The organism is Kribbella sp. NPDC048928 (assembly GCF_043197975.1).
GTDB lineage: Bacteria > Actinomycetota > Actinomycetes > Propionibacteriales > Kribbellaceae > Kribbella.
The window spans coordinates 740,577-763,628 of the sequence record NZ_JBICUC010000001.1; the positions used below are offsets into that span (position 1 = coordinate 740,577).

A 23,052-nucleotide genomic window follows, 5' to 3' on the forward strand; every position below is an offset into this window, starting at 1 on the left:
CCACTGTGATGCTATCAAAGCACCGATTGTGAGGCTGCGATGAGTCAGATGAGTGTCCCGGGCGCGATCAGTGGCGTTGTGCCCCGGCTGGCCGTGAAGGCCGACCACATCCCCCGCAGTGAGACCGGCATCGGAGCACTGATGCCGTGGGCGGATCGGTTGTGGATGGTCACGTACGTCGCTCACACGCGCAACACCGGTGGTGGGACGGGGTTGTTCTCGATTGATGACGACCTGGAGATCACCAAGCATCCGGCGAGTGTGGTCGGGACTTACGCGAATCGCCTTGTTCACAAGGAGAGTAACCAGCTCTTCATCGGTCCGCACGTGATTGATGTCGACGGCAACGTTCGGACGATCGAGGCGTTGGTCGACGTACGGCTGACCGCTACCGCGCGGCATCTGACGGACGAGGCCGGCAAGGTGTACGTGCTCGGGATGGAGGGTGAGTTCTTCGAGGTCGACGTACGGACCCTCGAGGTCACGCAGTTGTACGACCTGCTCGACGAGCTGGATGTGCACGACTACCCGCACTTCAAGGACATGTACACCCGGCACGGGCGCGTCGTCGTGGTCAACAACTCGTACTATGACAAGGACTTCCTCGCCGGCCACAGCGACGGGCGGCTGGCCGAGTGGGACGGGACGACCTGGACCGTTCTTGCGCGGACGCAGTTCAACACCCTGAGCAGCGCGAACGGCATGGGTCCGGGGCTGTACGCGGTCGGGCAGGATCGTGCTTCCGCACTGTTCCACGTGTTCCTGCCCGACACCGGCTGGAAGGTGTACCGGCTGCCGAAGTCGACGCACACGCAGGACCACGCGTTCACCACCGAATGGCCGCGGATCCGGGAAGTCGAATCCGAGCGGCTGCTCATGGACGCCAGCGGGATGTTCTACGAGCTGCCGTCGCTCACGTACGGGAACGCCGTCTGGGGTATCCGGCCGATCGCCTCGCACCTGCGGATCGTCGGGGACTTCTGCTCCTGGAACGGGATGCTCGTCCTCGCCGGCGACCAGACGACACCGATCGGCGACGCCAACCCGGTCGCCGGGCAACCGCAGGCGAACCTCTGGTTCGGGAAGACCGACGACCTGTGGAGCTGGGGTAAGCCGCAGGGCTGGGGCGGGCCGTGGTGGGAGACGCCGGTCGAGGCCGACGTACCCTCCGATCCGTACTTGATGACCGGCTTCGAACACAAGTGCCTGCACCTCACCCACGACGCCGACAGCGCCGTCGACTTCCATGTCGAGGTCGACTTCCAGGGCACCGGCACGTTCCACCGCTACCGCACCATCACCGTCGCATCCGCCGGCTACGAAGCCTTTACCTTCCCCACCGGCTTCAGCGCCCATTGGATCCGCCTCGTCCCCGCCACCACCTGCACCGCCACCGCCCAACTCACCTACACCTGAGCGAGGGTCAGCCTCTCTCGCGACACGCGGTGGGGTGGCGGGGGAGGCTGGGGCGGCGGACGCTGTTCACGTAAACATTCATCACGTTGAGGAGGGGACATGCGCGGGTCCCGGGTGGTGGTTGGGGTGTTGCTGGCTGCGGTCGGCCTCAGTTTGCTGGGAGTTCCAACGAGTTCTACGGCGGCGGCGACGGATGACTCGTTCCACCCCGGTCAGCCTTGGGTGGACACCAGTGGGAAGGTGATCCAGGCGCACGGCGGCCAGGTGGTCACCGCCAAGGACGAGGACGGGCGGACCGTCTACTACTGGTACGGCGAGGATCGCAGCAACGGCTACTCGGACAGTCCCGGTGTGCACCTGTACTCGTCGCACGACCTCTACCACTGGAACGACGAGGGCCTCGCGCTGCGGGCGATGAGCTCCCGGGATCAGTTCGAGAACGACAAGTACTTCGCCAAGCTGTACAAGCACTACACGCCCGCGCAGAAGGAGATCGTCTGGCGGGACCTGTCGACCAACAGCGTCCGTACGGACGGCTGGGCCACGTTCTCGATCCTCGAACGCCCGAAGGTCATCTACAACAAGGCGACCCACAAATGGGTGATGTGGGTGCACTCCGACGGCCCCTCGTCCCCCACCAGCACGTCGAACTACGCCCGCGCCGAGGCCGGCGTGGCGATCGCGGACTCACCAAGAGGCCCGTTCCGCTGGATCGACTCGTACCGGCTGGATCACGTACCGAGCGACTCGGTCCCGTGGTGCGGCAGCGGCTCGTCCTTCGACCCCGCGGGCGGGATGGCGCGAGACATGAACCTGTTCGTGGACGACGACGGCACGGCGTACATCATCTACTCCTCCGAAGAGAACCGGACGATGTACATCTCCAAGCTGAACAAGTCCTATACCTACCTGTCCGCGTCGCCCGACAACGCCGTACAGGGCAAAGACTTCACCCGTACGCTCGTGTGCAACCAGCGCGAGGCGCCGGCGATGTTCAAATCCGAGGGCACGTACTACCTGCTGACGTCCGGCGCGACCGGCTGGGACCCGAACCCTGCGCACTCCGCGACCTCGCAGAACGTCCTCGGCCAGTTCACCGACCGCGGCGTCCCGATCACCGGCGACGGCGCCGCCACGACGTACAACTCACAGAGCACCAACGTGATCACGATCGACCAGAAGCACAACAAGTTCCTGTTCATGGCCGACCGCTGGACACCGAGCGATCTCGCGAACGCACCGTACGTCTGGATGCCCATGCGCTTCGGCGAAGGCGGCAGCCTCACGATCGGCCCGGACACCGAGTGGTCTCTGAAGGACCTGACCCCGTACACCCGCTGGACCGTCACCAGCACCATCCCGGACCACGTCTGGCTCAACGACACCAGCACCCTGCCAAGCACCGTCACCGTGACGACCGCGCGCGGCACGCAACAGGTCGGAGTCACCTGGGACCCGTCGAGCGTCGCGCAACCGGGCCCGGGGAGCCTGAGCGGCAAACTCACCGACGGTCGGACGTTCACGCGCTCAATCGTTGTGGTCCCCCACAATCTCCGGTACGCAGTGAACGCCGGCGGCACTGCAACAGCCGACTGGACCAGGCTCGCCGCCCAGCAGCCACTGCTCAACTCGTCCCCCGAACAACCGCTCGGCACCGACCCCACGACCGGCACGACCTGGGGCTACACCGGCTCCAGCGCACCGTCCGGCACCGGCGACCTCTACACCACGCTCCGGTACGCGAAGAACCACGAGCCACTCGTCTACACCTTCGGCAACCTCGACCCAGGCACGTACACCGTCCACGCCGGCTACTACGACCCCTGGCCGTGGGCCAACCGCGCCGCACAGGTCACCATCAACAACACCGTCGTCGACCAGCAACGCCTGTTCACCGCAACCGGCGCATCAGCCTCGTACGGCGGCATCCAAGTAGGTGCCGACGGCACCATCACCGTCTCGATCGCCCCAACCCGCTCCCCCGACATCCAAATCAGCTGGCTGATGGTCTCCCGCACCGGCGAGTAGGCCCGGCCAAGTGCAATCGTAGGGTTGCAGGACGACGACGGCTGTGTCAGGATCGACGCATGGACCAAATGACTACTGAAACCGATACCGGACTCGACCGCGTCGAGCGCAGTCTGCCGATCGACGCGTCGGCCGAAGACGTGTGGGAGCTCGTGTGCCGGCCGGGCTGGTGGATCAACGATGGGGACATCGAGCCCGATTTGATGCCGGTGGCAACGAGTGGCGTACAGCTCGTGCGGCACCCACAGCAAGGAAACTTCGAGGTGCACACCCTCCACGCGGACCCGCCTCGCTACCTGTCCTACCGATGGCTCAACGAGAACGCGACCGAAGGAACCACTGTCGAATTCTTCCTCGAGGACCGGGCCGGCGGCATCACCCTGCGCGTTGTCGAGAGCGGTTTCGAGACCTTGGCATTGACGGCCGCCGAGCGCGAGAACACGGTCGCGGAACACCAGGAAGGCTGGGGAATCGAACTGCTGGCCGCGCGTACCTTCGTCGCCGGGGCATGACCAGTCCGGCACCGGCCATCGTCTCGGTCATGTCAGCACTCGCCGACGACACCCGATGGCAGATCCTGACGTCGCTGGGTGACCAGCCGGCCTCGGCGTCCGCACTGGCCCGCCAGTTGCCGGTCAGCAGGCAGGCGATCAACAAGCATCTGGACGTACTGAAAGCGGTCGGGCTCGTCGAATCCCGGACCGAGGGCCGCGAACTGGTCTTCCACGCACTCGGAGGACAGCTCAGCAGGCTCGCCGAAGAACTCGAACGCATCGGACGGGTCTGGGACCGACGGCTCGAGCGCATCCGCCGGCAGGCCGAACGGCCGCGTTCCACCCCCGGCAGCTAGCCATACCCCGACCCCTCAACTATGGGCGTACACGCATGACCGCATGTGCAACTCGACGGTTGCACATGCGGTCCGGATCATCAGAACAGGAAGCGATCCTGAGCGCCATCGGCGCGGCCCGGACCTCGAACCGACAGGTATCCACCTGGCCCTCGCCATCGACGCCGCCGTCATGCTGACCGGCTCGCTCCTTGTCCTGACCGTCCTGCGCACTCGTCGACCGGTGTAGTACCTATGCTGAGCTCATGGTGGAGCCGGTGCGGCGTGGGGTGAAGGGGCATCCTCGGTCGGGGCCGTCTATTGGGGATGTTGCGCGGCTGGCTGGGGTTTCTGCGCAGACGGTGTCACGGGTGTCCACGGGGGCGGATCCGGTGCGGCCGGAGACCAAGGAACGTGTGCTGGACGCGATGCGGCAGCTGGGCTACTCGCCGAACCATGCGGCGCGGGCGTTGCGCCGCGGCAACTTCCGGTCGATCGGGTTGATCGCCCACCAGGTCATCCGTACGGGCGAGTCGAAGACGATCGAGGCGGTGATCGAGGCCGCGCGCCGCGAGGGGTACTCGGTCAGCCTGGTCGACGTCGAGACACCGTCGTCGAGCGATGTCAGCGACGCGGTGCAGCAGCTCAATCATCAGGCGATCGACGGGCTGATCATCATCCGCGCCGAGACCGCGACGCCGACCGCGCTCGCGCTGCCGCCGACGCTGCCGGTGGCCGTATCTGATTCGCGGTTCGTCGGGCACCACCCGGCGATCGGCGCGGACCAGGTCGGCGGCAGTACCGCCGCCGTACGGCACCTGCTGGAGCTCGGGCACACGACCGTCCACCACCTCGCCGGACCGGACGACTCAGGTCCGGCCGAGCTGCGGGCGACGGCGTGGCGACAGGCCCTGCGGGACGCCGGCTGCGAGGTGCCGGCGATCGTCCGTGGTGCGTGGTCGGCGGACTCGGGGTACGAGCTCGGGAAGGCGCTCGCGCAACGCAAGGACCTGACCGCGGTGTTCGCGGCCAACGACGAGATGGCCTGCGGGCTGATCCACGCGCTGCACGAGGCGGGTCGTGAGGTCCCGCACGATGTGAGCGTGGTCGGCTTCGACGACATCGATCTCGCCGCGCACTTCTGGCCGCCGCTGACGACCGTCCGGCAGCAGTTCCAGCAGATCGGCCACGACCTGGTCGACCTCATCCTGCGCCAACTCCGCGAACGTACCCAGTTCACCGACTTCCACGGCACGGTCCCCGCCCCCCTCATCATCCGCCAATCCACCACCCCACCCCACCAACGCCCCTAGACCACCACCCCACCACCGGACCACCTCCGCACCCCAGCGGACCGCCACCACCCCACCCCACCGAACCACCACCCCACCACCGCCCCACCGGACCACCACTGCCCCGCTCGGCCACCACCCCGCCCCTGAACCGACCCGCGCTGAGGGCGAACCCACCAGCTCGGAGGTTGGCCTCTGAGCTGGTGGGTTGCGCCGCTGCATGCCGGGGGGCGAACCCACCATCTGAGGGGTTAACCACGCTCGCGGCTCGACTTCGGGGAACCCGCCGGGGTTGCTCGGAAACAAAGTTGCACCTGGTGCCAAAAAGGTTCCGGAAAGGCGGCGCACATCACGGCCGGCCGGGCTGGCTGGCGTTGAGTGGGGCGGGCCGGCTGTGGGTGGGCGGGCTCGCGGTGGGTGGAGCGGGCTCGCGGTGGGTGGAGCGGGCTCGCGGTGGGTGGAGCGGGCTCGCGGTGGATGGAGCGGGCTCGCGGTGGGTGGGGCGGGTGAGGTGTCTGGACAGGGGTGTGGTTTGGGTACTAGCGTTTCGGCTGGAATGTTTGCGTAAACAGAGGCGGGGTTGTGGCGGAGTTTGTGGTTGGTGGGTCTGAGTTCGTGTTGGACGGACGGCCGTTCCGGATCATCTCCGGCGCGCTGCACTACTTCCGGGTGCATCCGGACTGCTGGGCGGACCGGATCGAGAAGGCCCGGCTGATGGGCCTGAACACGATCGAGACGTACGTCCCGTGGAGCCTGCACAGCCCACGCCCCGGCACGTTCGACACCACCGGGATCCTCGACCTAGCTCGCTTCCTCCGCGAAGTGGCGGCGGCCGGGCTGTACGCGATCGTCCGGCCCGGACCGTACATCTGCGCCGAGCTCGACAATGGTGGCCTCCCGCCGTGGCTGCTCCGTGAGGAGGGCATGGGCGTACGTCGCTACGAGCCGAAGTTCATGGCCGCGGTGACGAAGTACCTGCAGGACGTACTGGAGATCGTCCGGCCGTTGCAGATCGACCAGGGCGGGCCGGTCCTCCTGGTCCAGGTCGAGAACGAGTACGGCGCGTTCGGGGACGACCAGACGTACCTGAAGACGCTGGCCCAGGTGATCCGGAACGCCGGCATCACGGTCCCGCTCGTCACGGTGGATCAGCCCGTCGACGAGATGCTCACCGCGGGCTCGCTCGACGGCGTACTGCGGACCGCGTCGTTCGGGTCGCACGCGGCGGAGCGCCTGGCGGCGCTGCGCCGGCACCAGCCGACCGGTCCGTTGATGTGTATGGAGTTCTGGGACGGGTGGTTCGACTACTGGGGCGGACGGCACCACACGACCAGTGCGGCCGACGCCGCCGCGGAGCTCGACGCGTTGCTCGCGGCCGGGGCGTCGGTGAACATCTACATGTTCCACGGTGGTACGAACTTCGGACTGTCGAACGGCGCCAACGACAAGGGCGTATACCGCCCCACGATCACGTCGTACGACTACGACGCGCCGCTCGACGAGGCCGGCCACCCGACCTCGAAGTACCACGCCTTCCGCGAGGTCATCTCGAAGTACGCTCCTGTGCCCGATGCCGTACCGGCCGCAGCAGTGCCCGCGCCGGAGTTCTCGGTCCCGCTGGCCGATCCGGTCGGTCTGCTCGCCTGTCCCGGAGGCGACTGGTCGGACCACGCGACCGTACCGACGCTCGACGAACTCGATGCGCGACTGGCGATCTTCCGGACCGAGCTGCGGCAGGGCGGGCCGGCGTTGCTGACGTTCGCCGAGGTCCGCGACCGGGTGCAGGTGTTCCTGGACGGCGCACCGGTCGGCATCCTGGAGCGCGAACGTCACGAGCGCGCGATCATGCTCCCGCACACCCGCGGACGGCTCGAGTTGGTGGTCGAGGACCAGGGCCGGGTCAACTACGGGCCGCGGATCGGCGAAGCCAAGGGCCTGATCGGGCCGGTCCGGCTCGGCACGACGGAGCTCACCGGCTGGTCGGTCTGCGCCGTCGACCTCGACCGCCTGCCGCAGCTGTGGCAGTCAGCCGGCCCGACTCCGTCGGCAGTCGGCATCGGACCGACGGCGTGGCGGACAACGATCGAGGCCGACGGGAAGTCCGACCTGTTCCTCCGGACCGATGCCTGGGGCAAGGGTTTTGCGTGGATCAACGGCTTCTGCCTCGGCCGGTACTGGCGCCGCGGGCCTCAGGAGACGTTGTACGTACCCGCGCCGCTGCTCGTCGACGGTCCCAACAACCTTGCCGTACTGGAGCTGGAAGCCCTCGAGTCACCAACCGCCGACTTCAGCGCCGGGCCCTGGCTCGGCTACACCGACCTGTAGTGGAACTCGTTCTTCTCGGTGGTGTCGTACTGCTCGGCGCGTTCGTGCAATGGCTGACCGGGATGGGCTTCGCGCTCGTCTCGGTGCCCGCGCTGGTGATGGTTCTCGGCCCGGTGGACGGCGTCTCGTTCGCGAATTGCGCCGCCGGGGTGGTGTGCGTGCTCGGCCTGTCGCGCGGGTGGCGGCACGTGCGGTTGCAGGCGATGGTTCCGTTGGTGATCGCGGCCGCGTGTACGGCTCCGCTCGGCGCATGGTTCGCGCGCATCCTGCCCGCACCGGTACTCCTGCTGGTGATGGGCGTTCTGGTGACGGCCACCGCCGGGATGTTGCTGAGCGGGTTGCGCGTACGGGCGCTCAAAGGACTCGGCGGTGCGCTGACGGCCGGTGCGACCGGCGGCTTCATGAACACGGCCGCCGGACTGGGCGGTCCGCCGGTCTCCCTGTACGCCGTCAACGCGAACTGGACGATCCGCGAGTTCGTCCCGAACGCCTTGTTCTACGGGGCCCTCGTCAACATCTTCTCGCTGGTCACGCGCGGTGTTCCGCCGCTCACCGGCCACGAATGGCTGGTGGCGGCCGGCGCGCTCCTGCTCGGTGCCGGGCTCGGCGCGGTTCTGGCCGGGCGTATCCCGGACCGGACAGCACGGCTCCTGGTCCTGCTGCTGGCTGTCGCGGGCGGCGTTACTACAGCTTTCAAGGGTTTGAGCGGACTTTGAGAGTTCATGACGCTTTGTCCTGACACGGGTCTGGACGGTGGGTGACCGCCTACAGTCGGGCGTCAGGGTGCCGGTGACGGTATTTCTGGGGGGAGGCCGTCACCGGCACCCGATCAGCCCGGCCAGAAATCGAGCCCAGAGCTCGAGGTCAAAGATCCAGGTCGGCCGCGATGTCCAGCGCGATGACCGCGCAGTCGATCGCGTCCAGGGACGGATCCGGCGTCTCCGGATCACCGTAGATGCACAGGGCTTCGCGGCCGTCGGTGGTGCGGCCCGCGGTCTCCACGTTCCCGTCCTCGTTGTACAGCAGGGCCCAGCGGAGCTCGCTGAGATGCGACAGCGCACGCTCACGATCGGCCGCGTGCAGCGACAGGGGCTTCAGCCCGCCGGCCCCCTCCAGCCGTTCCGACCAGGCCGCCTCGACGAGCGGATCGATCAACGCGTCCACGTCGGTCTCCGGCCGCGGCGCCACCAGGTAGCCGACCCCGGTCAGCGGATCCAGGTACGCCGTGTGGGCAGCGAACTCGACGATCGTGACATCGACGTACCGCGGGCGGCGGTCCTCCTCGGGAACACTCACCGGTCAGGCCGCCTCGACGTCGAACACCCGGTCCAGCCCGGTGCGGCGCAGTACGTCCGTCATCTTCCGGCTCGCGTGCCGGATCACCACACCACCGCCGCGCCGCCGGCAGACCCGATGGGTGTCGAGCAACGCGGCCAGCAGGGTCGAGGAGATCTGGTCGAGGTCCGAAACGTCGACGATCACCAGGCTCGCCCCCTCCATCACCAGACCGCGCAGCCGCCAGCGCAGGGCGGCCGAACTGCCGTCCGCGCCCCCTCCGACGTCATCGCCGGCGTCGCTGTCGGACAACGTCACGATCGCCCGCTGTGGCAGCGGGCTGTGGGCGGTGTCGGTCATGGCGGATCCCCTCCGAAAGTGGTGATACCACTCTGGAGTGCGGACTTTGAGATCGGTGCTGCGCCCAGTTGACGATCAGATGACGCTGGTTCGGGACGCTTCTTTACGATCGGATGACATGGGAGCCCCGAGGCGTACAACCAGCGGCCGACTTGCGAGGATGTGACGATGCCGATGCAGGTCCTGGTCGTCGAGGACGACGACCGTATCCGTACCGTGCTGCGGCTCGCCCTGGAGGACGAGGGCTACCGGGTCGCCGAGGCGGCGGACACGCCCACCGCGCTGGAGCTGGCGCGGGCGGAGCTGCCGGACCTGATGATGGTCGATCTGATGCTCGGCGAGGTCGACGGCTACACCTGCATCCGTGAGGTCCGCCGGATGAGCGACATCCCGATCGTGATCGTGAGCGCCCGCTCCGACACCCACGACATCGTTGCCGGGCTGGAGGCGGGCGCGGACGACTACGTCACCAAGCCGTTCCAGGTCAAGGAGATCACGGCCCGCCTGCGCGCACTGCGCCGCCGGCTGCGGACCAGCGCCGACGCCACGGAGCCGGACATCGTCCTGGATCGGGACTCTGAGCACTACCTCGTACTGTCCACCGCGCGCGGTGCGGCCGTGCTCGACGGGCAGGACGTGCCGCTGACCGTCACGGAGTACCGTCTGCTGGCCGAGCTCGCCCAGCCGACCGGGCGCGTGCTCAGCCGGCCGTCGCTGCTGGAATCGGTGTGGGAGCACGGGTATTACGGCGACGAGCGGATCGTCGACGTCCACATCCGGCGGCTGCGGACGAAGATCGAGCGCGACCCGGGCAAGCCGCAGATCGTCGTCACGGTGCGAGGGATGGGCTACCGCCTCGATCCGCGATGAGGCGCCGGACGCTCGGGCTGCGGCGCCGGTTGACTCTCGCCTTCGGGCTGATGGCGCTGCTCGTCGCGGCCGTGTTCGCCACCAGTACGTACCTGCTGGCCCGCGGGTATCTGCTGGCGCAGCGGGAGCGGGTCGTACGGCATCAGGCCTTCGCAGACGCGGTTTTCGTACAGCGCCGGCTGGAGAGTGCGGGTGCGGACGTGTCGGAGATCCTTACCGCCTCAGGGACGCCGGCCGGCCACACGATCATTCTGCAGTGGCGCGGGCAGTGGTACGCCTCCGCGCTGGACCAGGGGCGGGACGTGGTGCCGGCCGACGTACGGGACCAGGTCTCGTCCGGGCAGGCGGCGATGCAGCGGTTCCGCAGCGCGGACGGGCCGTCCATGGTGATCGGCGTACCGGTGCCGTCGGTGGGTGCGGACTTCTACGAGATCTCGCCGCTCACGGAGCTCGACGGCAACCTGCGGCTGCTCAGCAGCATCCTGCTCGGCGGCGCGTTGCTGGCGACCACGGCCGGCGCCGTCCTGGGCGCCTGGGCCAGCCGGTCCGTGGTGACGCCGCTCAACCGGGTCGCCGTCACGGCCGCGTCGATCGCCGGCGGGGAACTCGACGAACGCCTCGACTCGACCGATGATCCGGAGCTGGCGACGATTGTTGGTTCGTTCAACAGCATGGTCGACACGCTGCAGCAGCGGATCAATCGGGACGCGCGGCTGGCCGCGGACGTGAGTCACGAGCTGCGCTCTCCCTTGACGACGCTGGTCGGCAGCGTCGATCTGCTGAACGCCCGCCGCGACGAGCTGCCCGAACGGTCGCAACGCGTTCTGGATCTGGTCACCGCGGACCTGGAACGCTTCCGCCGGCTGCTCGACGACCTGCTCGAGCTGTCCCGGTCCGATGCCGGTCTGGATGGCCGCCCGACCGTGGTGGTCGACCTCAGGCAGCTGCTCTGTCAGGTGCTCGGCGAGGTCGGTCACGAGCCGGCGATGCTCGACGCGGTGGGTGAGGTGCAGGTGGCCGCGGACAAGGCGCGGCTCGGACGGCTGTTCCGCAATCTCTTCGAGAACGCCGACACGCACGGCGGTGGCCTCACCGGCGTCAAGGTGACGCGGGCAGACGGCGACGTACTCGTACTGGTCGATGACGCCGGCAGCGGGATTCCACCCGAGGACCGGGAGCGGATCTTCGAGCGGTTCGCGACCGGCGCGAACAAGCGCGGCTCGTCGTCCGGGACGGGACTCGGACTGGCACTGGTCGCCGAAACCGCTGCTGCGCATGGCGGTTCGGTCTGGTGCTCGGCGTCGCCGACCGGCGGTACACGCTTCGTCGTACGGCTCCCGGAGGCGTCGTCGTGAGGCGCCTGCTCGTTGCGCTCGCGGCCGTCCTGGTCCTGACAGGTTGCGGGGTGCCGGTGCAGTCGAGCCCGGATCCGATCGAGCCCGAGGCGGTCCCGTCCCAGCTCCGCGGGTCCGGTCACGCATCCTCGCCCCGGCCGAGCACGGGTCCCGGCAGGACGTCGCTGCAGGTCAACTTCGTCCGCAACGACCAGTTGGTCACCCTCCGCCGGCAGGCGCCGCAGACCGCCCGGCTCCAGGCCGTGATCGACGACCTGATCGCCGGACCGAGCGAGATCGAGCAGGCGAACGGCGTCACCACGGCCCTCCCGCCGAACGCCAGCCTGAAGGTGGTGAAGGTCGACGGCGCCCAGGTCGTCCTCGAGCTCGCCGGCGACACCGAAGGCCGCTCCGCCACCGAGAACGTCCTCGCCGTCGGCCAGATCGTCCTGTCCGTCACCGCCCTCCCGTCGGTCGACGAGGTCACCTTCTCCCGCAACGGCGTCCCCGTCGAAGCCCTCCTCGCCGACGGCGCCCTCACCACCGAACCCCTCACCGAATCCGACTACCAATCCCTCCGCGCCCGCTGACCGACTCGCCCCCGGCGGTGGCGGCGGTTTGGTGGGGTGGGATGTTTTGGGGGTGAGTGATCGGTTCAGCGAGCATCGTGGGCTGTTGTATGCGGTGGCGTATCGGATGCTGGGGAGCGTTGCCGATGCGCAGGATGTCGTGCAGGACGCTTGGTTGCGGTGGAGCCGGGTGGATGCCGACAGCGTCGTGGACGCTGAGGGGTACCTCGTACGGGTTACTGCGCGGCTGGCGGTTGACCGGTTGCGCAGTGCGGTCGTACGCCGGGAGTCGTACGTCGGGCCGTGGTTGCCCGAGCCGATGATCACGGCGCCGGATGCGGCCGAGGACGTCGTACGGGCGGATGCGGTGTCGACGGCCGTACTGCTGATGCTGGAGGCGTTGTCGCCGACCGAGCGTGCGGTCTTCGTACTGAACGAGGCGTTCGGCTACAGCTACACCGAGATCGCCGGCATCCTCGATCGTCAGGTGCCGGACGTACGCCAGTTGGCGCACCGTGCGCGCAAAGCGGTCGCCGAGCGGCGCCGACGCTACGACACCGATCGTGCCACCCAGCAACAGGTCACCGAACGGTTCCTCGCCGCCTGCGCGAGCGGCGACGTCGAAGCGCTGATGGCGGTGCTCGCTCCGGACGTCACGCTGATCAGCGACGGCGGCGGACTCACCGGCGCCCCGCGCAAACCGATCTACGGACCGCAGTACGTCGCGCGCGCGTTCGTTGTGCTGTCCGGGCAACGGCCGGCGGACTCGCAGTACGGGATCGAGGAACTCAACGGTGCGCCCGGCATCGTCATCCGCTCCCCCGGCGGACCGGTCCTCGCGATCACATTGCACCTCGTCGACGGCGCCGTCCAGACGCTCCATGTGGTGAGCAATCCGGCAAAACTGACCGGCCTGTCACATCCGGCGTAGCTGTCTCGTCCGTGAGGCACCCCCACGGATCGGAGACGTTGTGTACGCCGCCTACTTGGCCCTGACGCTGTTCGCCGCGGCGCTGACCGGCAGCGCCGCGGTCGCGAACCTGATCGGCCATTCGTACCCGAAGGCCCAGGCCGACAAGGTCCGCGTCGACCACAAATGGATCCTGCCGTTCGGTCTGCTGCTCGGCGCCGGTTCCGTCGGCCTGCTCGCCGGCCTCGCCGTACCGGCGCTGGGCGTCCTCGCAGCGGCAGGGCTCGTGCTCTACTTCCTCGGCGCGCTGACCGCACACCTCCGCGTCCACGACCACAGCCTCGCGCCCTGGTCGCTCTACTTCCTCACCTGCGCTGCCGCCCTTGCGATCACTGTCTTGTACCGATGAACGGGTAGTGGTGCTGCTCGCGGACCGGTTGGCCCGGTCGGCCCGCTTGGCCGATGGTCGCTGACCCGCGCACTACCCGTTCTTCGGTACGCGACGCTCTATGCTGGGCCGATCATGGTGTCGGACGGTGGGGATCCCTCGCGGTTGCGGCAGCTCAACGAGCGCGCGGTGCTCGCTGCGGTGCGGTCGGCCGGGGAGCTGCGGGTTGCGCAGATCGTCGAGCAGAGCGGGCTCGGGCGGACGGCGGTCGAGGAGGTGCTGGCCAGCCTGGTGGATCGGCGCTGGCTGGTCGAGGAGAGCCCGGCGATCCGCGGACGCGGGCGGCCGGCGCGGAGCTACCGGTTCCGTGCGGACGCCGGGTACGTCGTCGGGCTGGACATCGGGGCGTACTCCGTCCGTGGTGTGCTGACGGACCTCGACGGGCGGATGCTCACGAGCACCCGGCGGACCGTGAACCCCGGACTGCCGCGCGCCGAACGTCTTGCCACGGCCGACCAGGTGATCGACGAGTGCGCGAGCGACGCCGGCGTGCCGGTGGCGCGCGTGTGGGCGGTCGGCGCCGGTACGACAGGCATCGTCGACACAACCGGCACTGTGGTCCAGGCCAACGCCATCCCCGACTGGGCCGGCACCAACCTCACCACCCACTTCACCACCCGCCTGACCGTCGCCGACAACGACAGCCAGCTAGCAGCCCTGGCCGAACAACGCCACGGCAAGACCTCTACAGACATGGTGTTCTTGCATGCGGGGCGGCGTACTGGGCTTGCTCTGGTGCTGGACGGGAAGCTCCGACGAGGTGCGTACGGAGCCGCAGCAGACATGTCCGCGTTGCGCGGCGTCGCCTGGGAAGCGGCCCTCGAACACCTCCACGCGGTCGCGCCGACCGACGTACCGATCACCGACAAGGCCGAGCACGCCTTCGCCGCCGCCCGCGCCGGTGACCGCGCCGCCCGGACCGCCGTCCGCAAATACGCCCAGGCGATGGCGGTAGCCGCCGCCACCGCGATCGCGATCGTCGACCCCCGGCTGCTCGTCCTCGGCGGCGCCTTCTCCCAAGCAGCCGACGTACTGCTGGAACCGCTCGAGGCCGAGCTCACCAAACTCTCCCCCCGCGTCCCAGAGGTCCGCGCGTCCGAGCTCGGCGCCCTCTGCGTGGCGCTCGGCGCCGCCACTCTCGCCCTCGACACCCTCGACGAGCGCCTCCTCACCCCTGCCCGCGGGCCCCTCCCGCACCTCGCCGCGCGCAGCATCTGAGTTCAGCCGCCGATCGGTCTTTGTTCAGCAGACCGTTGACGTGCATCCGATCCAGGGGCTTAATAATGTCGGAAACAGGCAATAATGCGCAAGAACGCGCACCCCCTGCCAGGAAGTAGGTTCGCTGTGAACAGTCGGATCCGCCGCCGGACGTTCCTCACCGCCACCGGCGCGCTCGCCACCGCCACCGCCGTCGGCGACGTCGCGTACGCCACGCCGCACGCCGTCGAAGACCATGCCGGGTACGTCGACGTACAACTGCTCAACATCACCGACCTGCACGGCTATCTGCAGCCGACGACACCGAGCCAAGGCAGCGTGATCACCGGCGCCGGTGGCGTCCAGGTGACCGTCGGCGGGGTCGGGTACCTGGCCACGCACCTGAAGCGACTGCGGGAGGGCCGGCCGAACTCGCTCTTCTTCTCGTCCGGCGACAACTTCTCCGGCTGGCCGTTCGAGGTCGACGCGCACGCCAACGAGCCGACCGTCGAGGCGCTGAACGCGATGGGCCTGCAGTTCAGCACGGTCGGCAACCACGAGCTCGACCACTCGGTGAAGTACCTCGTCGACCACATGGAGCACGGCGCGCCGTACCCGGTGAACGGCCGCGACGACAACTTCGTCGACTCCACCGGGCACCGTTTCCGCGGGGCGAACTTCCGCTTCTACACCGCGAACATCGTGCACGCGGACACCGGCCGGACGATCGTCCCGCCGTACAACGTCGAGTGGGTCGACGCCGGCCGCGGCCGCAAGCTGCCGATCGCGTTCATCCACCTCACCGTGATGGACACGCCGACCGGCTCCACGTCGTACCAGCCCGACATGCGTGCGCTGTCCGACGTCGAGCAGGCCAACAAGCTCGCCGCCCAGCTCAAGAAGCGCGGCATCAACGCGATCGTCATCAACATCCACGACGGCGGCGTCGCGGGCAACGACTACAACGCCGGTACGAACCCGTCCGGCCCGGTGTTCCAGCTGGCCGCGAACGCGTCGCCGGACATCGCCGCGATCGTCACCGGGCACTGGCACTGCCGGTTCAACATGATGCTCCCGGACCCGAACGGCGTCCTGCGGCCGGTCGTCGAGGCCGGCAACCACGGCTCGCTGATCAACGAGATCAACCTCAAGCTCGACCCACGCACCGGCGAGGTGATCCGCGAGCTCACCACGTCCACGAACCACGCGAACACCCGCGACGTACCGGTCGACGAGGAACTGCAGTACATCGCCGACTACTGGACCGCGAAGGGCAAGCAGCGCTACGCGACACCGCTCGCGAAGATCACCGGCGACTTCACCCGGACGGCGAACGCGTCGGGCGAGTCGACGATGGGCAACCTGGCAGCGGACTTCGCGTACTGGGACGCGAACCAGCACCGCGACGGGCGCGCGGACCTGGCGCTGATCTCGACCAAGCCGGTGTCCGGTTCGAACGCGCTGACCGGCGACCTGTTGTTTGCCAAGGGCACCAATGCGGCGGACGCGGACGGGACCGTGCTGTTCGGCGAGGCGTGGGGCGCGTTCGGGTACGGCAACCCGATCCTGACCGTCACGCTGCCAGGCACCCAGCTGCATGCTGCATTCGAGGCGCAGTGGCTGCCGCAGGCGAACGGGACCGAGAAGTTCGCACCGTTCGCCGTCTCGCAGAACGTGAGTTACACGTACGACACGACGAAGCCGGTCGGACAGCGGGTGGATCCCGCGACGGTCCTGATCAGCGGCAAGCCGCTCGATCTGAAGCGGAACTACCGGGTCGCCGCGCTCGCTTACACGCTGATCGGCGGTGACGGTACGACGGTGTTCACCGGCTTCACGAACCCGGTCCGCAACGACCGCGACCACGAGGGCTTCATCGCGTACCTGCGCGCGCACCCCGTCCTCACCCCGGCCGCCCTGAACCGCGCCCGCCCCACAAACTGACCGAGGCCGACCGCTGAGCTGATGGGTCGGCTCGCTACAGAGCCGTTCGTCGCAGGGTTCGGAGCAGGTGCCGCAGCATCGCGGCAAACACTGCGAGCCAGGCCGCGAACGCGACCCACAGCTCGGCGCGGCCGATCGCCTCGACCACCGGCAGTTGGTCGGCGCGGCCGAGGTAGATGCCGGCGACGGCGTACATTCCGAGCGGGAACACGATGCTCCACAGCGTCGCGTCGTAGCGCAGCGGGATCCGGTGCCGGACGTGCCGCCACCAGCCGGCCGCGACCAGCGCCGGGATCAGCCAGGTCGCGAAACCCCAGAACACGACCGCCAGGCCGGCGATCAAGTGCCGGGTGACCGACACCATCGGCGTGTCGGCCATCTCGACGATCCGGGCGCCCGCGAGCACCGTGATCGACAGCGCCCCCATCGCCACCCAGTACGGCGCGGTGAGATCGGCCGGCTTGACCTCGTACAGCAGCAGCCGGAGTGCGACGAAGATGCCGGCCGCGCCGTACAGGAAGACGCCCACGGACCACGACACGACGGACAGGACGGAGAGCTCCCGACGGCCGGTGTCGACGAAGGGCTCGACGGTCGCCGCCGCCACGGCCACCGACTGGCTCGCGACCACCCAGACGAACCAGGTGCCGTTCGCGCTCGCGACCCCGGGACGCTCGGTCCGTCCCAGTACGGCGGTCCACGGCACGACGTACCCGAGGACGAGCCAGCACAGACCGCTGACGAACAGCAGGATCAGCGTCACGGTGTGGGCCCCGGCCAGCCCGAGCCGGACGCCGAGCACGTTGATCCCGGCAACGAACGTGAAGAACCCGAACGCCCGTCGCGGATCCAGGAAATCCTCGACCACCGCCGCGCGGTACGCGACGAGCCGCCAGGCGTTCAGGACGAGCAGCACGACGAACGCCGTCGCGCAGAGCACCAGCAGGATCCGGGACAGCACGGTGAAGCCCTCGAGGTTCATGCCGACCGAGACGATGCCGGTCCCCATCACGAGGGCGAAGTACCCAGGCGTGAGGCCGCTGACCGCCGCCTGCACCCGCTCGTTCACCCTGCGAGTCTGTCACGTTTCGTATTTGCCGGTGTATGACTACGGCATGACATCAGCTCCGGGCGGCGTACGGCGTGAGAGTGTGCGCAGCGCCGGCCTCGACGCGACGGTGCAACTGCTCAACGAGATCTACCCGAGCCGGGTCCGCCTGGTCGGCCGCACCCACGACAACGGAACGCTGGCCCTGAACACCGCGGACTACCGCGGCGTCGGCGCCGACCGGTGCCGGATGGAGATGCGGTTCGACGCGCTCACCGACCCGTGGCCGGACCTGAACGCGGTCTGGCTGATCAAGGGCCGGCTCGGCCTCGGGGACCGGACCGGCGAGCACGCCCTGACGGCCGGCGACAGCTTCCTGTACTCGACCAACGACGTCATGCAGTTCCACGCCCAGCCGCTGGAGCTGGTCGTGGTCCGGGTCGGGCAGGCCGACGTCGCCCGGATGGCGTCGCGGCAGTTCGGCGTCGTACCGGCCGACCTGTGGCCGGCCGCCGCCCGGCCGGTGTCGCGGGCGATGAACACGCACTGGCAGGCCCTGTCCGGGTTCGTCCGCAAGACCCTCGCCGCGGCGCCGTCGGTCGCGGAGCATCCGCTGGTCGCCGGGCAGCTGCTCGAGTACGTCGCCGCGTCGATGCTCGCGGTCTTCCCGAACGCCACGATGCAGCTGTCGCACGTGCAGTCGCCGGGTGACGTCGGTACGGCAACCCTGCGCCGAGCGGTCGCGTACGTCGACGGGAACGCCGGCCGGCCGATCACGGTCGAGGACATCGCGACGGCTGCCGGTACGAGTGCGCGAGCGCTGCAGTACGCGTTCCGCCGGCACCTCGACTGCACGCCACGCGAGTACCTGCGCCGCGTCCGCCTCGAACGGGCACACCGGGACCTGCAGGACGCCGGCCCCGGTGAGACGGTCACGGCGATTGCGCTCCGCTGGGGCTTCACCTCGACCGGCTGGTTCGGCCGGCACTACCGCGCTGCGTACGGACGCACTCCCGGCGAAACGCTCCGCCTGCACTGAGTCAGCTGCGGGACGCGAGCACCGAGGCGAGTTCGTGGCCGTAGACCGGGCGGGCGACGTCGCAGGTGTGGGTGAGGTGCCGGGTCCGCAGCATCCGCTGGACCTCGTCGACCTGCACCCCCAAGGTCTCCGCCGCCGTCGACAACGTCAGCCAGCCCTCACGCAGCCGGGCCAGCACGTCCACATCGACCCGGCGCAGAGGCAGCTCCTTGCCGTGCGCCGACAACAGTCCCGCCGAGATCAGCCGCCGTACGCCGGTGAGGCCGAGACCGAGCACCATGCCGGCCTCCGCGACCGACATCCACTGGTCGAGACCTGACTGCACCACATCGGACAGCAACAGCCGTCGATGCGCCCGCGACCGGGCCGGCAGGTGCCCCGCCCGGACCAGCCCGGCCACGCGCTGCGGAGAGACTCCGAGCAACACCGCTGCCTGTGCCGTCGTGATCAGCGGGTCGTCGACCATCACCGGCTCGCCGAGCAACTCGCTCAACCGGGCTCGATACTCCCGAGCCAGTGCCGTCACCGCAGCCCCACCCCCAGTCGCCGACCGGCCGCGTTCCGGTGAAGAACACGCTCCGTGCCTGATTGATGCATGCCCTGTCCAGCAGCACCAGCCCGGCCTTCGCTCCCCGGAGCCCAGCTTCCGATACCGGCGCAGGAACCCCGATCGAGCGGTCAGGACCTCGTGAGGAGCGGAGGGCCGGTGGGGGACGGCCCTCCGCTGTGGGGGTGGTTAGCCAACTGATGGGCCGAGGCCCAGGGACTGCGGGGTGCTGGAGTCGGGGGACGGCTGGTGCAGGCCCTCGTCGAGGGCGCCGTACTCGGTCATCAGGGCGGGGCTGCCGCCCCACGGGGTCTGTTCCTCGGCGATCAGGGTGTTGGTGGTGAGGAGCAGGCCGGCGACCGAAGCGCCGTTCTGCAGGGCGGAACGGGCCACCCGGAGCGGGTCGATGATGCCCATGGCAAGCATGTTGCCGTAGCGGCCCTCGAGCGCGTCGAAACCTTCGTCGACGTCCATCTGGGACGTACGTTCCAGGACCTCGGAGCCCGAGTACCCGGCGTTCGCCGCGATCAGGTACGCCGGTTCGCGCAACGCGCGCCGGACTATCTCGACGCCGGTCTGGTAGTCACCTCGGACGTCGAGGTCGTCCAGCACCGGCGTCGCGTGCAGCAACGCCATCCCGCCACCTGCGACGATCCCCTCCGCCATCGCGGCGCGGGTCGCCGAGAGTGCGTCCTCGACCCGATGCTGCAGCTCCTTCAGCTCCACCGGTGTCGGCGCACCGACCCGGATCACGGCGACCTTGCCCGACAGCGCACCGATCCGTTCGGTCAGTACGTCCTCGTCGACGCCGAACGTCGCGCGGTCCAGCTCGGCCCGCAGCTGGGTGATCCGGAACGCGACGTCCTGCTCGTGCCCGGAGCCGGCCACGATCGCGGTCCGGTCCGCGGTCACCCGCACCTGGTCCGCGCGGCCCAACTGGGCCAGCGTCATCGTCTCCAGGGTGAACCCCGAATGCCGGCTGTACACCGCGCCACCGGTGATCGCGGCGATGTCCTCCAGCTTGTGCAGCCGCCGGTCGCCGAACCCCGGCGCCTTCACCGCGACGCACTGGAACAGCCCGTTGACGTGGTTGTGCACCAGCATGCTGAGCGCCGTACCCTCGAGGCTCTCGGCGATGATCACCAGCGGCCGCGGCTCGCGCATGATCCGGTCGAGCAGCGGCATCACCTCCTGGACCTTGGTGATCTTCTCGCTGCACAACAGGATGTACGGGTTGTCGAGAACGGCCTGCAGGCTGCCCGGGTCGGTCACCATGTACGGCGACAGGTAGCCGTTGTCGAACTCGAACCCCTCCACGAAGTCGACGCCCATCCCGTTCACCGACGACTCCTCGACGGTCACGATGCCGCCGTCGCCGACGGTGTGCAGGGCCTTCGCGATCACCGCGCCGACCAGGTCGTCGTCGTTCGCCGAGATCGCCGCGACGCGGGCGTAGTCCTGCTCGGTAGCGACCGGATGCGCGACCTCGCGGAGCCGGTCGACGAGCCTGCCGACGGCCAGGTCGATCCCGCGTTTGACCAGTACGGGGTTGCCGCCGGAACCGATCGCCGCCATCCCCTCGCGGATGATCGCCTGCGCGATCACGGTCGCGGTGGTGGTGCCGTCGCCGACGATGTCGTTGGTCTTGATCGCGGCTTCCTTGACCAGCTGGGCGCCCATGTTCTCGAACTGGTTCTTGAGATGGACCTCCCGGGCGATCGTCACGCCGTCGTTGGTGACCACCGGCGAGCCGGTGATCTTCTCCAGGATCACGTTGCGCCCCTTCGGGCCCAGCGTCGACTTCACCGCGTCCGCCAACTGGTCGACCCCGGCCAGCAGCAACGCACGAGCAGGCTCTCCGAACCGTAACTCTTTAGACATGAGTTCCCTCCGGAACGGTCTTTTACGGAACAAGAATTGCGCGGCCGCGGATGCGGCCGGCGTCGAGGTCGGCGACCGCATCGACGGCCGCGTCCAGAGGGTAGGTCCGGGTGTGCAGTGTGACCTTCCCGGCCTCCGCGAGCGCCATCAGCTCGGCGAGTTCGTTGAACGTGCCAACGATGTTGCCGACGATGTTCCGCTCGGTGGAGATGATGTCGAGGGTCGGGATCTGCACCTGCCCGCCGTACCCGATCACGAAGTACGAACCACCGCGCCCGGTCATCGCGAAGCCGTCCTGCTCCGCGCCCTGTTCGGCGACGAAGTCCAGGACCACGTGCGCGCCCGCGCCGCCGGTCAGCTCCAGCACCTTCTCCACCTGCTTGCCGTCAGCAACAACTGTCTGGTCGGCGCCGAGCTGCTCGGCCAGCTTCAACGCGTCGGGGTTGCGGTCGACGACGATGATCCGCGCCGCGGTGAGCGCCGCGAGGCACTGCACGCCGATGTGTCCGAGGCCGCCCGCGCCGATCACCACGGCGGTCGTCCCCGGCGGCACCAGCGGCAACGCCTTGCGGACCGCGTGGTACGCCGTGATGCCGGCGTCGGCCAGCGCCGCGACGTCCTGGGGCCGGGTGTTCGGATCCAGCTTCACGCACGCGCGGGCCGACGTGAGCAGGTACTCCGCCATCCCGCCGTCACTGTCGAGCCCCGGGAACGAGCTGTTCTCGCAGTGCATGTCGTCACCCGCGCGACAGGCACGGCACAGCCCGCAGGTCGGTGTCGGATGCAGGATGACCGTGTCGCCGACCTGTACGTTCGTGACGGCCGAGCCGACCTCGTGCACCCAGCCGGCGTTCTCGTGGCCGATCGTGTACGGGAGCGCCGGGTGCATCGCCGCGTCCCACTGACCTTCGATGATGTGCAGGTCGGTACGGCACACTCCGGCGCCGCCGATCTTGACGATCACGTCCAGCGGCCCCTTGACGACCGGTTCCGGTACGTCCTCGACCACTGGTTGCTGGTGGTATCCGTGCAGCCGAACAGCCTTCATCCCTGCTCCTCCTCGCCTGCACCGGACTCGGCGTACCGGTGCCTCAGCATTCCCCGGCAGATGCCGGTGTTGGCCTCGATCCCGGTCCGGGTCAGCCGGGCCAGGCCGAGGTGCCGCGCGGCGTCGGCGCCGGCGATCGGCGTACCGGTACCCACATCGACCAGCAGAGGTGCGTCGGCGTCGGTCCGCAGCCCGAGCTCGGCCCGCCGCCGCAGTAGCCGGTCCAGCTCCGGCGACGGTGGTACGTCACGGATCGTCAGCTCCACCGGGTTGATGCCCGCAGCAACCAACGGCCGGCACACCACGTCGGTGCCGGCCAGTACTGCCTTGCGGACGAACGTCCGGCGCAAGTCGTCCAACTCGTCGGTGGCCTCGCCTGCGAACGAACCGACGAACCCGGCCCGTGCCGCCACCCCGGCGTTGATCTGGGCCGCGGCGAAATGGTCCTCCAGCGCCACGTCCGCGGCACGCACGTTGGGCAGGGCGGTGACTGCGTCGTAGGCGTCGGCGACCATCAGGAAGGCGAAGTTCGGCGCGCAGAAGTACGTCGGCAGCCGCAGCCGGACGACGACGTCGCCGGCGGCCGACACGACGCAGGTCGACACGAAACCCAGCGTCGTGATCGGCTCGTCCAGCTCCGGGTCCCGGACCGCGCCCAGCGCGTCCAGGACCCGGTCCCGCTCAGTCGCCAC

The 23,052-nt window shown here is 68.9% G+C and carries 22 protein-coding genes; 15 read left to right on the forward strand and 7 right to left on the reverse strand.

Annotated features, from left to right (window positions below; genetic code table 11):
- Nucleotides 1–39 precede the first annotated feature (39 nt).
- The 7 genes from ACGFI6_RS03475 to ACGFI6_RS03505 all read left to right on the forward strand — a co-directional run bounded on the left by ACGFI6_RS03475 (nucleotide 40) and on the right by ACGFI6_RS03505 (nucleotide 8,606).
- Entirely contained in the window at nucleotides 40–1,416 is a 1,377-nt protein-coding gene (locus ACGFI6_RS03475) for a hypothetical protein (protein ID WP_393114995.1), read from the forward strand.
- Between the two features lie 222 nt (nucleotides 1,417–1,638).
- Nucleotides 1,639–3,444 carry a glycoside hydrolase family 43 protein gene (locus ACGFI6_RS03480; RefSeq protein WP_393114996.1) on the forward strand — a complete coding sequence of 602 codons (1,806 nt, stop codon included), beginning with the start codon at nucleotides 1,639–1,641 and terminating at the stop codon, nucleotides 3,442–3,444.
- Between the two features lie 68 nt (nucleotides 3,445–3,512).
- On the forward strand, nucleotides 3,513–3,956 hold the full coding sequence (locus ACGFI6_RS03485; RefSeq protein WP_393114998.1) for an SRPBCC domain-containing protein: 444 nt from the start codon (nucleotides 3,513–3,515) through the stop codon (nucleotides 3,954–3,956).
- Nucleotides 3,953–4,294, forward strand: a complete 342-nt coding sequence (locus ACGFI6_RS03490; protein ID WP_393114999.1) for an ArsR/SmtB family transcription factor — start codon at nucleotides 3,953–3,955, stop codon at nucleotides 4,292–4,294. The genes ACGFI6_RS03485 and ACGFI6_RS03490 overlap by 4 nt, the downstream gene beginning before the upstream one ends.
- A gap of 245 nt (nucleotides 4,295–4,539) precedes the next feature.
- Nucleotides 4,540–5,586: a LacI family DNA-binding transcriptional regulator gene (locus tag ACGFI6_RS03495; RefSeq protein WP_393115000.1), complete on the forward strand. Its 1,047-nt coding sequence runs from the start codon at nucleotides 4,540–4,542 to the stop codon at nucleotides 5,584–5,586.
- A gap of 594 nt (nucleotides 5,587–6,180) precedes the next feature.
- Nucleotides 6,181–7,890, forward strand: coding sequence for a beta-galactosidase family protein (locus ACGFI6_RS03500; protein ID WP_393115001.1), 1,710 nt, complete (start codon nucleotides 6,181–6,183; stop codon nucleotides 7,888–7,890).
- Entirely contained in the window at nucleotides 7,890–8,606 is a 717-nt protein-coding gene (locus ACGFI6_RS03505) for a TSUP family transporter (protein WP_393115002.1), read from the forward strand. The genes ACGFI6_RS03500 and ACGFI6_RS03505 overlap by 1 nt, the downstream gene beginning before the upstream one ends.
- Nucleotides 8,607–8,754: 148 nt before the next feature.
- Here the strand turns inward: ACGFI6_RS03505 and ACGFI6_RS03510 are convergent, their stop codons facing one another.
- Both ACGFI6_RS03510 and ACGFI6_RS03515 read right to left on the reverse strand, forming a co-directional pair.
- Nucleotides 8,755–9,186: a hypothetical protein gene (locus tag ACGFI6_RS03510; protein WP_393115003.1), complete on the reverse strand. Its 432-nt coding sequence runs from the start codon at nucleotides 9,184–9,186 to the stop codon at nucleotides 8,755–8,757.
- Between the two features lie 3 nt (nucleotides 9,187–9,189).
- On the reverse strand, nucleotides 9,190–9,525 hold the full coding sequence (locus ACGFI6_RS03515) for an STAS domain-containing protein (RefSeq protein ID WP_393115004.1): 336 nt from the start codon (nucleotides 9,523–9,525) through the stop codon (nucleotides 9,190–9,192).
- 168 nt (nucleotides 9,526–9,693) lie between these two features.
- Between ACGFI6_RS03515 and ACGFI6_RS03520 the strand changes: the two genes are divergently transcribed.
- From ACGFI6_RS03520 to ACGFI6_RS03550, 7 genes are all read left to right on the forward strand, one after another.
- Entirely contained in the window at nucleotides 9,694–10,395 is a 702-nt protein-coding gene (locus ACGFI6_RS03520) for a response regulator (protein ID WP_393115005.1), read from the forward strand.
- A complete protein-coding gene (locus ACGFI6_RS03525) occupies nucleotides 10,392–11,750 on the forward strand; it encodes a sensor histidine kinase (protein WP_393115006.1) in 1,359 nt (452 codons plus the stop codon). The genes ACGFI6_RS03520 and ACGFI6_RS03525 overlap by 4 nt, the downstream gene beginning before the upstream one ends.
- Nucleotides 11,747–12,319: a GerMN domain-containing protein gene (locus ACGFI6_RS03530; protein ID WP_393115007.1), complete on the forward strand. Its 573-nt coding sequence runs from the start codon at nucleotides 11,747–11,749 to the stop codon at nucleotides 12,317–12,319. The genes ACGFI6_RS03525 and ACGFI6_RS03530 overlap by 4 nt, the downstream gene beginning before the upstream one ends.
- A 52-nt stretch (nucleotides 12,320–12,371) precedes the next feature.
- The gene (gene sigJ, locus ACGFI6_RS03535; protein ID WP_393115008.1) at nucleotides 12,372–13,229 is read left to right on the forward strand and encodes an RNA polymerase sigma factor SigJ; all 858 of its coding nucleotides are present in this window, start codon (nucleotides 12,372–12,374) and stop codon (nucleotides 13,227–13,229) included.
- A gap of 40 nt (nucleotides 13,230–13,269) precedes the next feature.
- Entirely contained in the window at nucleotides 13,270–13,617 is a 348-nt protein-coding gene (locus ACGFI6_RS03540; RefSeq protein WP_393115009.1) for a DoxX family protein, read from the forward strand.
- Nucleotides 13,618–13,731: 114 nt separating this feature from the next.
- Nucleotides 13,732–14,874, forward strand: a complete 1,143-nt coding sequence (locus ACGFI6_RS03545; protein ID WP_393115010.1) for an ROK family protein — start codon at nucleotides 13,732–13,734, stop codon at nucleotides 14,872–14,874.
- Between the two features lie 126 nt (nucleotides 14,875–15,000).
- Entirely contained in the window at nucleotides 15,001–16,797 is a 1,797-nt protein-coding gene (locus ACGFI6_RS03550; RefSeq protein WP_393115011.1) for a bifunctional metallophosphatase/5'-nucleotidase, read from the forward strand.
- 34 nt (nucleotides 16,798–16,831) lie between these two features.
- Here ACGFI6_RS03550 and ACGFI6_RS03555 read toward each other — a convergent pair whose 3' ends face one another.
- Nucleotides 16,832–17,866 carry a tellurite resistance/C4-dicarboxylate transporter family protein gene (locus ACGFI6_RS03555; protein ID WP_393115012.1) on the reverse strand — a complete coding sequence of 345 codons (1,035 nt, stop codon included), beginning with the start codon at nucleotides 17,864–17,866 and terminating at the stop codon, nucleotides 16,832–16,834.
- Between the two features lie 46 nt (nucleotides 17,867–17,912).
- Here ACGFI6_RS03555 and ACGFI6_RS03560 point away from each other — a divergent pair, with 46 nt between their 5' ends.
- On the forward strand, nucleotides 17,913–18,884 hold the full coding sequence (locus ACGFI6_RS03560; protein ID WP_393115013.1) for a helix-turn-helix transcriptional regulator: 972 nt from the start codon (nucleotides 17,913–17,915) through the stop codon (nucleotides 18,882–18,884).
- A 1-nt stretch (nucleotide 18,885) separates the two neighbouring features.
- Here ACGFI6_RS03560 and ACGFI6_RS03565 read toward each other — a convergent pair whose 3' ends face one another.
- The 4 genes from ACGFI6_RS03565 to ACGFI6_RS03580 all read right to left on the reverse strand — a co-directional run bounded on the left by ACGFI6_RS03565 (nucleotide 18,886) and on the right by ACGFI6_RS03580 (nucleotide 23,052).
- On the reverse strand, nucleotides 18,886–19,410 hold the full coding sequence (locus ACGFI6_RS03565) for a helix-turn-helix domain-containing protein (protein ID WP_393115015.1): 525 nt from the start codon (nucleotides 19,408–19,410) through the stop codon (nucleotides 18,886–18,888).
- A gap of 210 nt (nucleotides 19,411–19,620) precedes the next feature.
- Nucleotides 19,621–21,312 carry a chaperonin GroEL gene (gene groL, locus ACGFI6_RS03570; RefSeq protein WP_393115016.1) on the reverse strand — a complete coding sequence of 564 codons (1,692 nt, stop codon included), beginning with the start codon at nucleotides 21,310–21,312 and terminating at the stop codon, nucleotides 19,621–19,623.
- Nucleotides 21,313–21,334: 22 nt separating this feature from the next.
- On the reverse strand, nucleotides 21,335–22,360 hold the full coding sequence (locus ACGFI6_RS03575) for an NAD(P)-dependent alcohol dehydrogenase (protein ID WP_393115017.1): 1,026 nt from the start codon (nucleotides 22,358–22,360) through the stop codon (nucleotides 21,335–21,337).
- Entirely contained in the window at nucleotides 22,357–23,052 is a 696-nt protein-coding gene (locus tag ACGFI6_RS03580; protein WP_393115018.1) for an iron-sulfur cluster assembly protein, read from the reverse strand. Before ACGFI6_RS03580 ends, ACGFI6_RS03575 begins: the two co-directional genes overlap by 4 nt.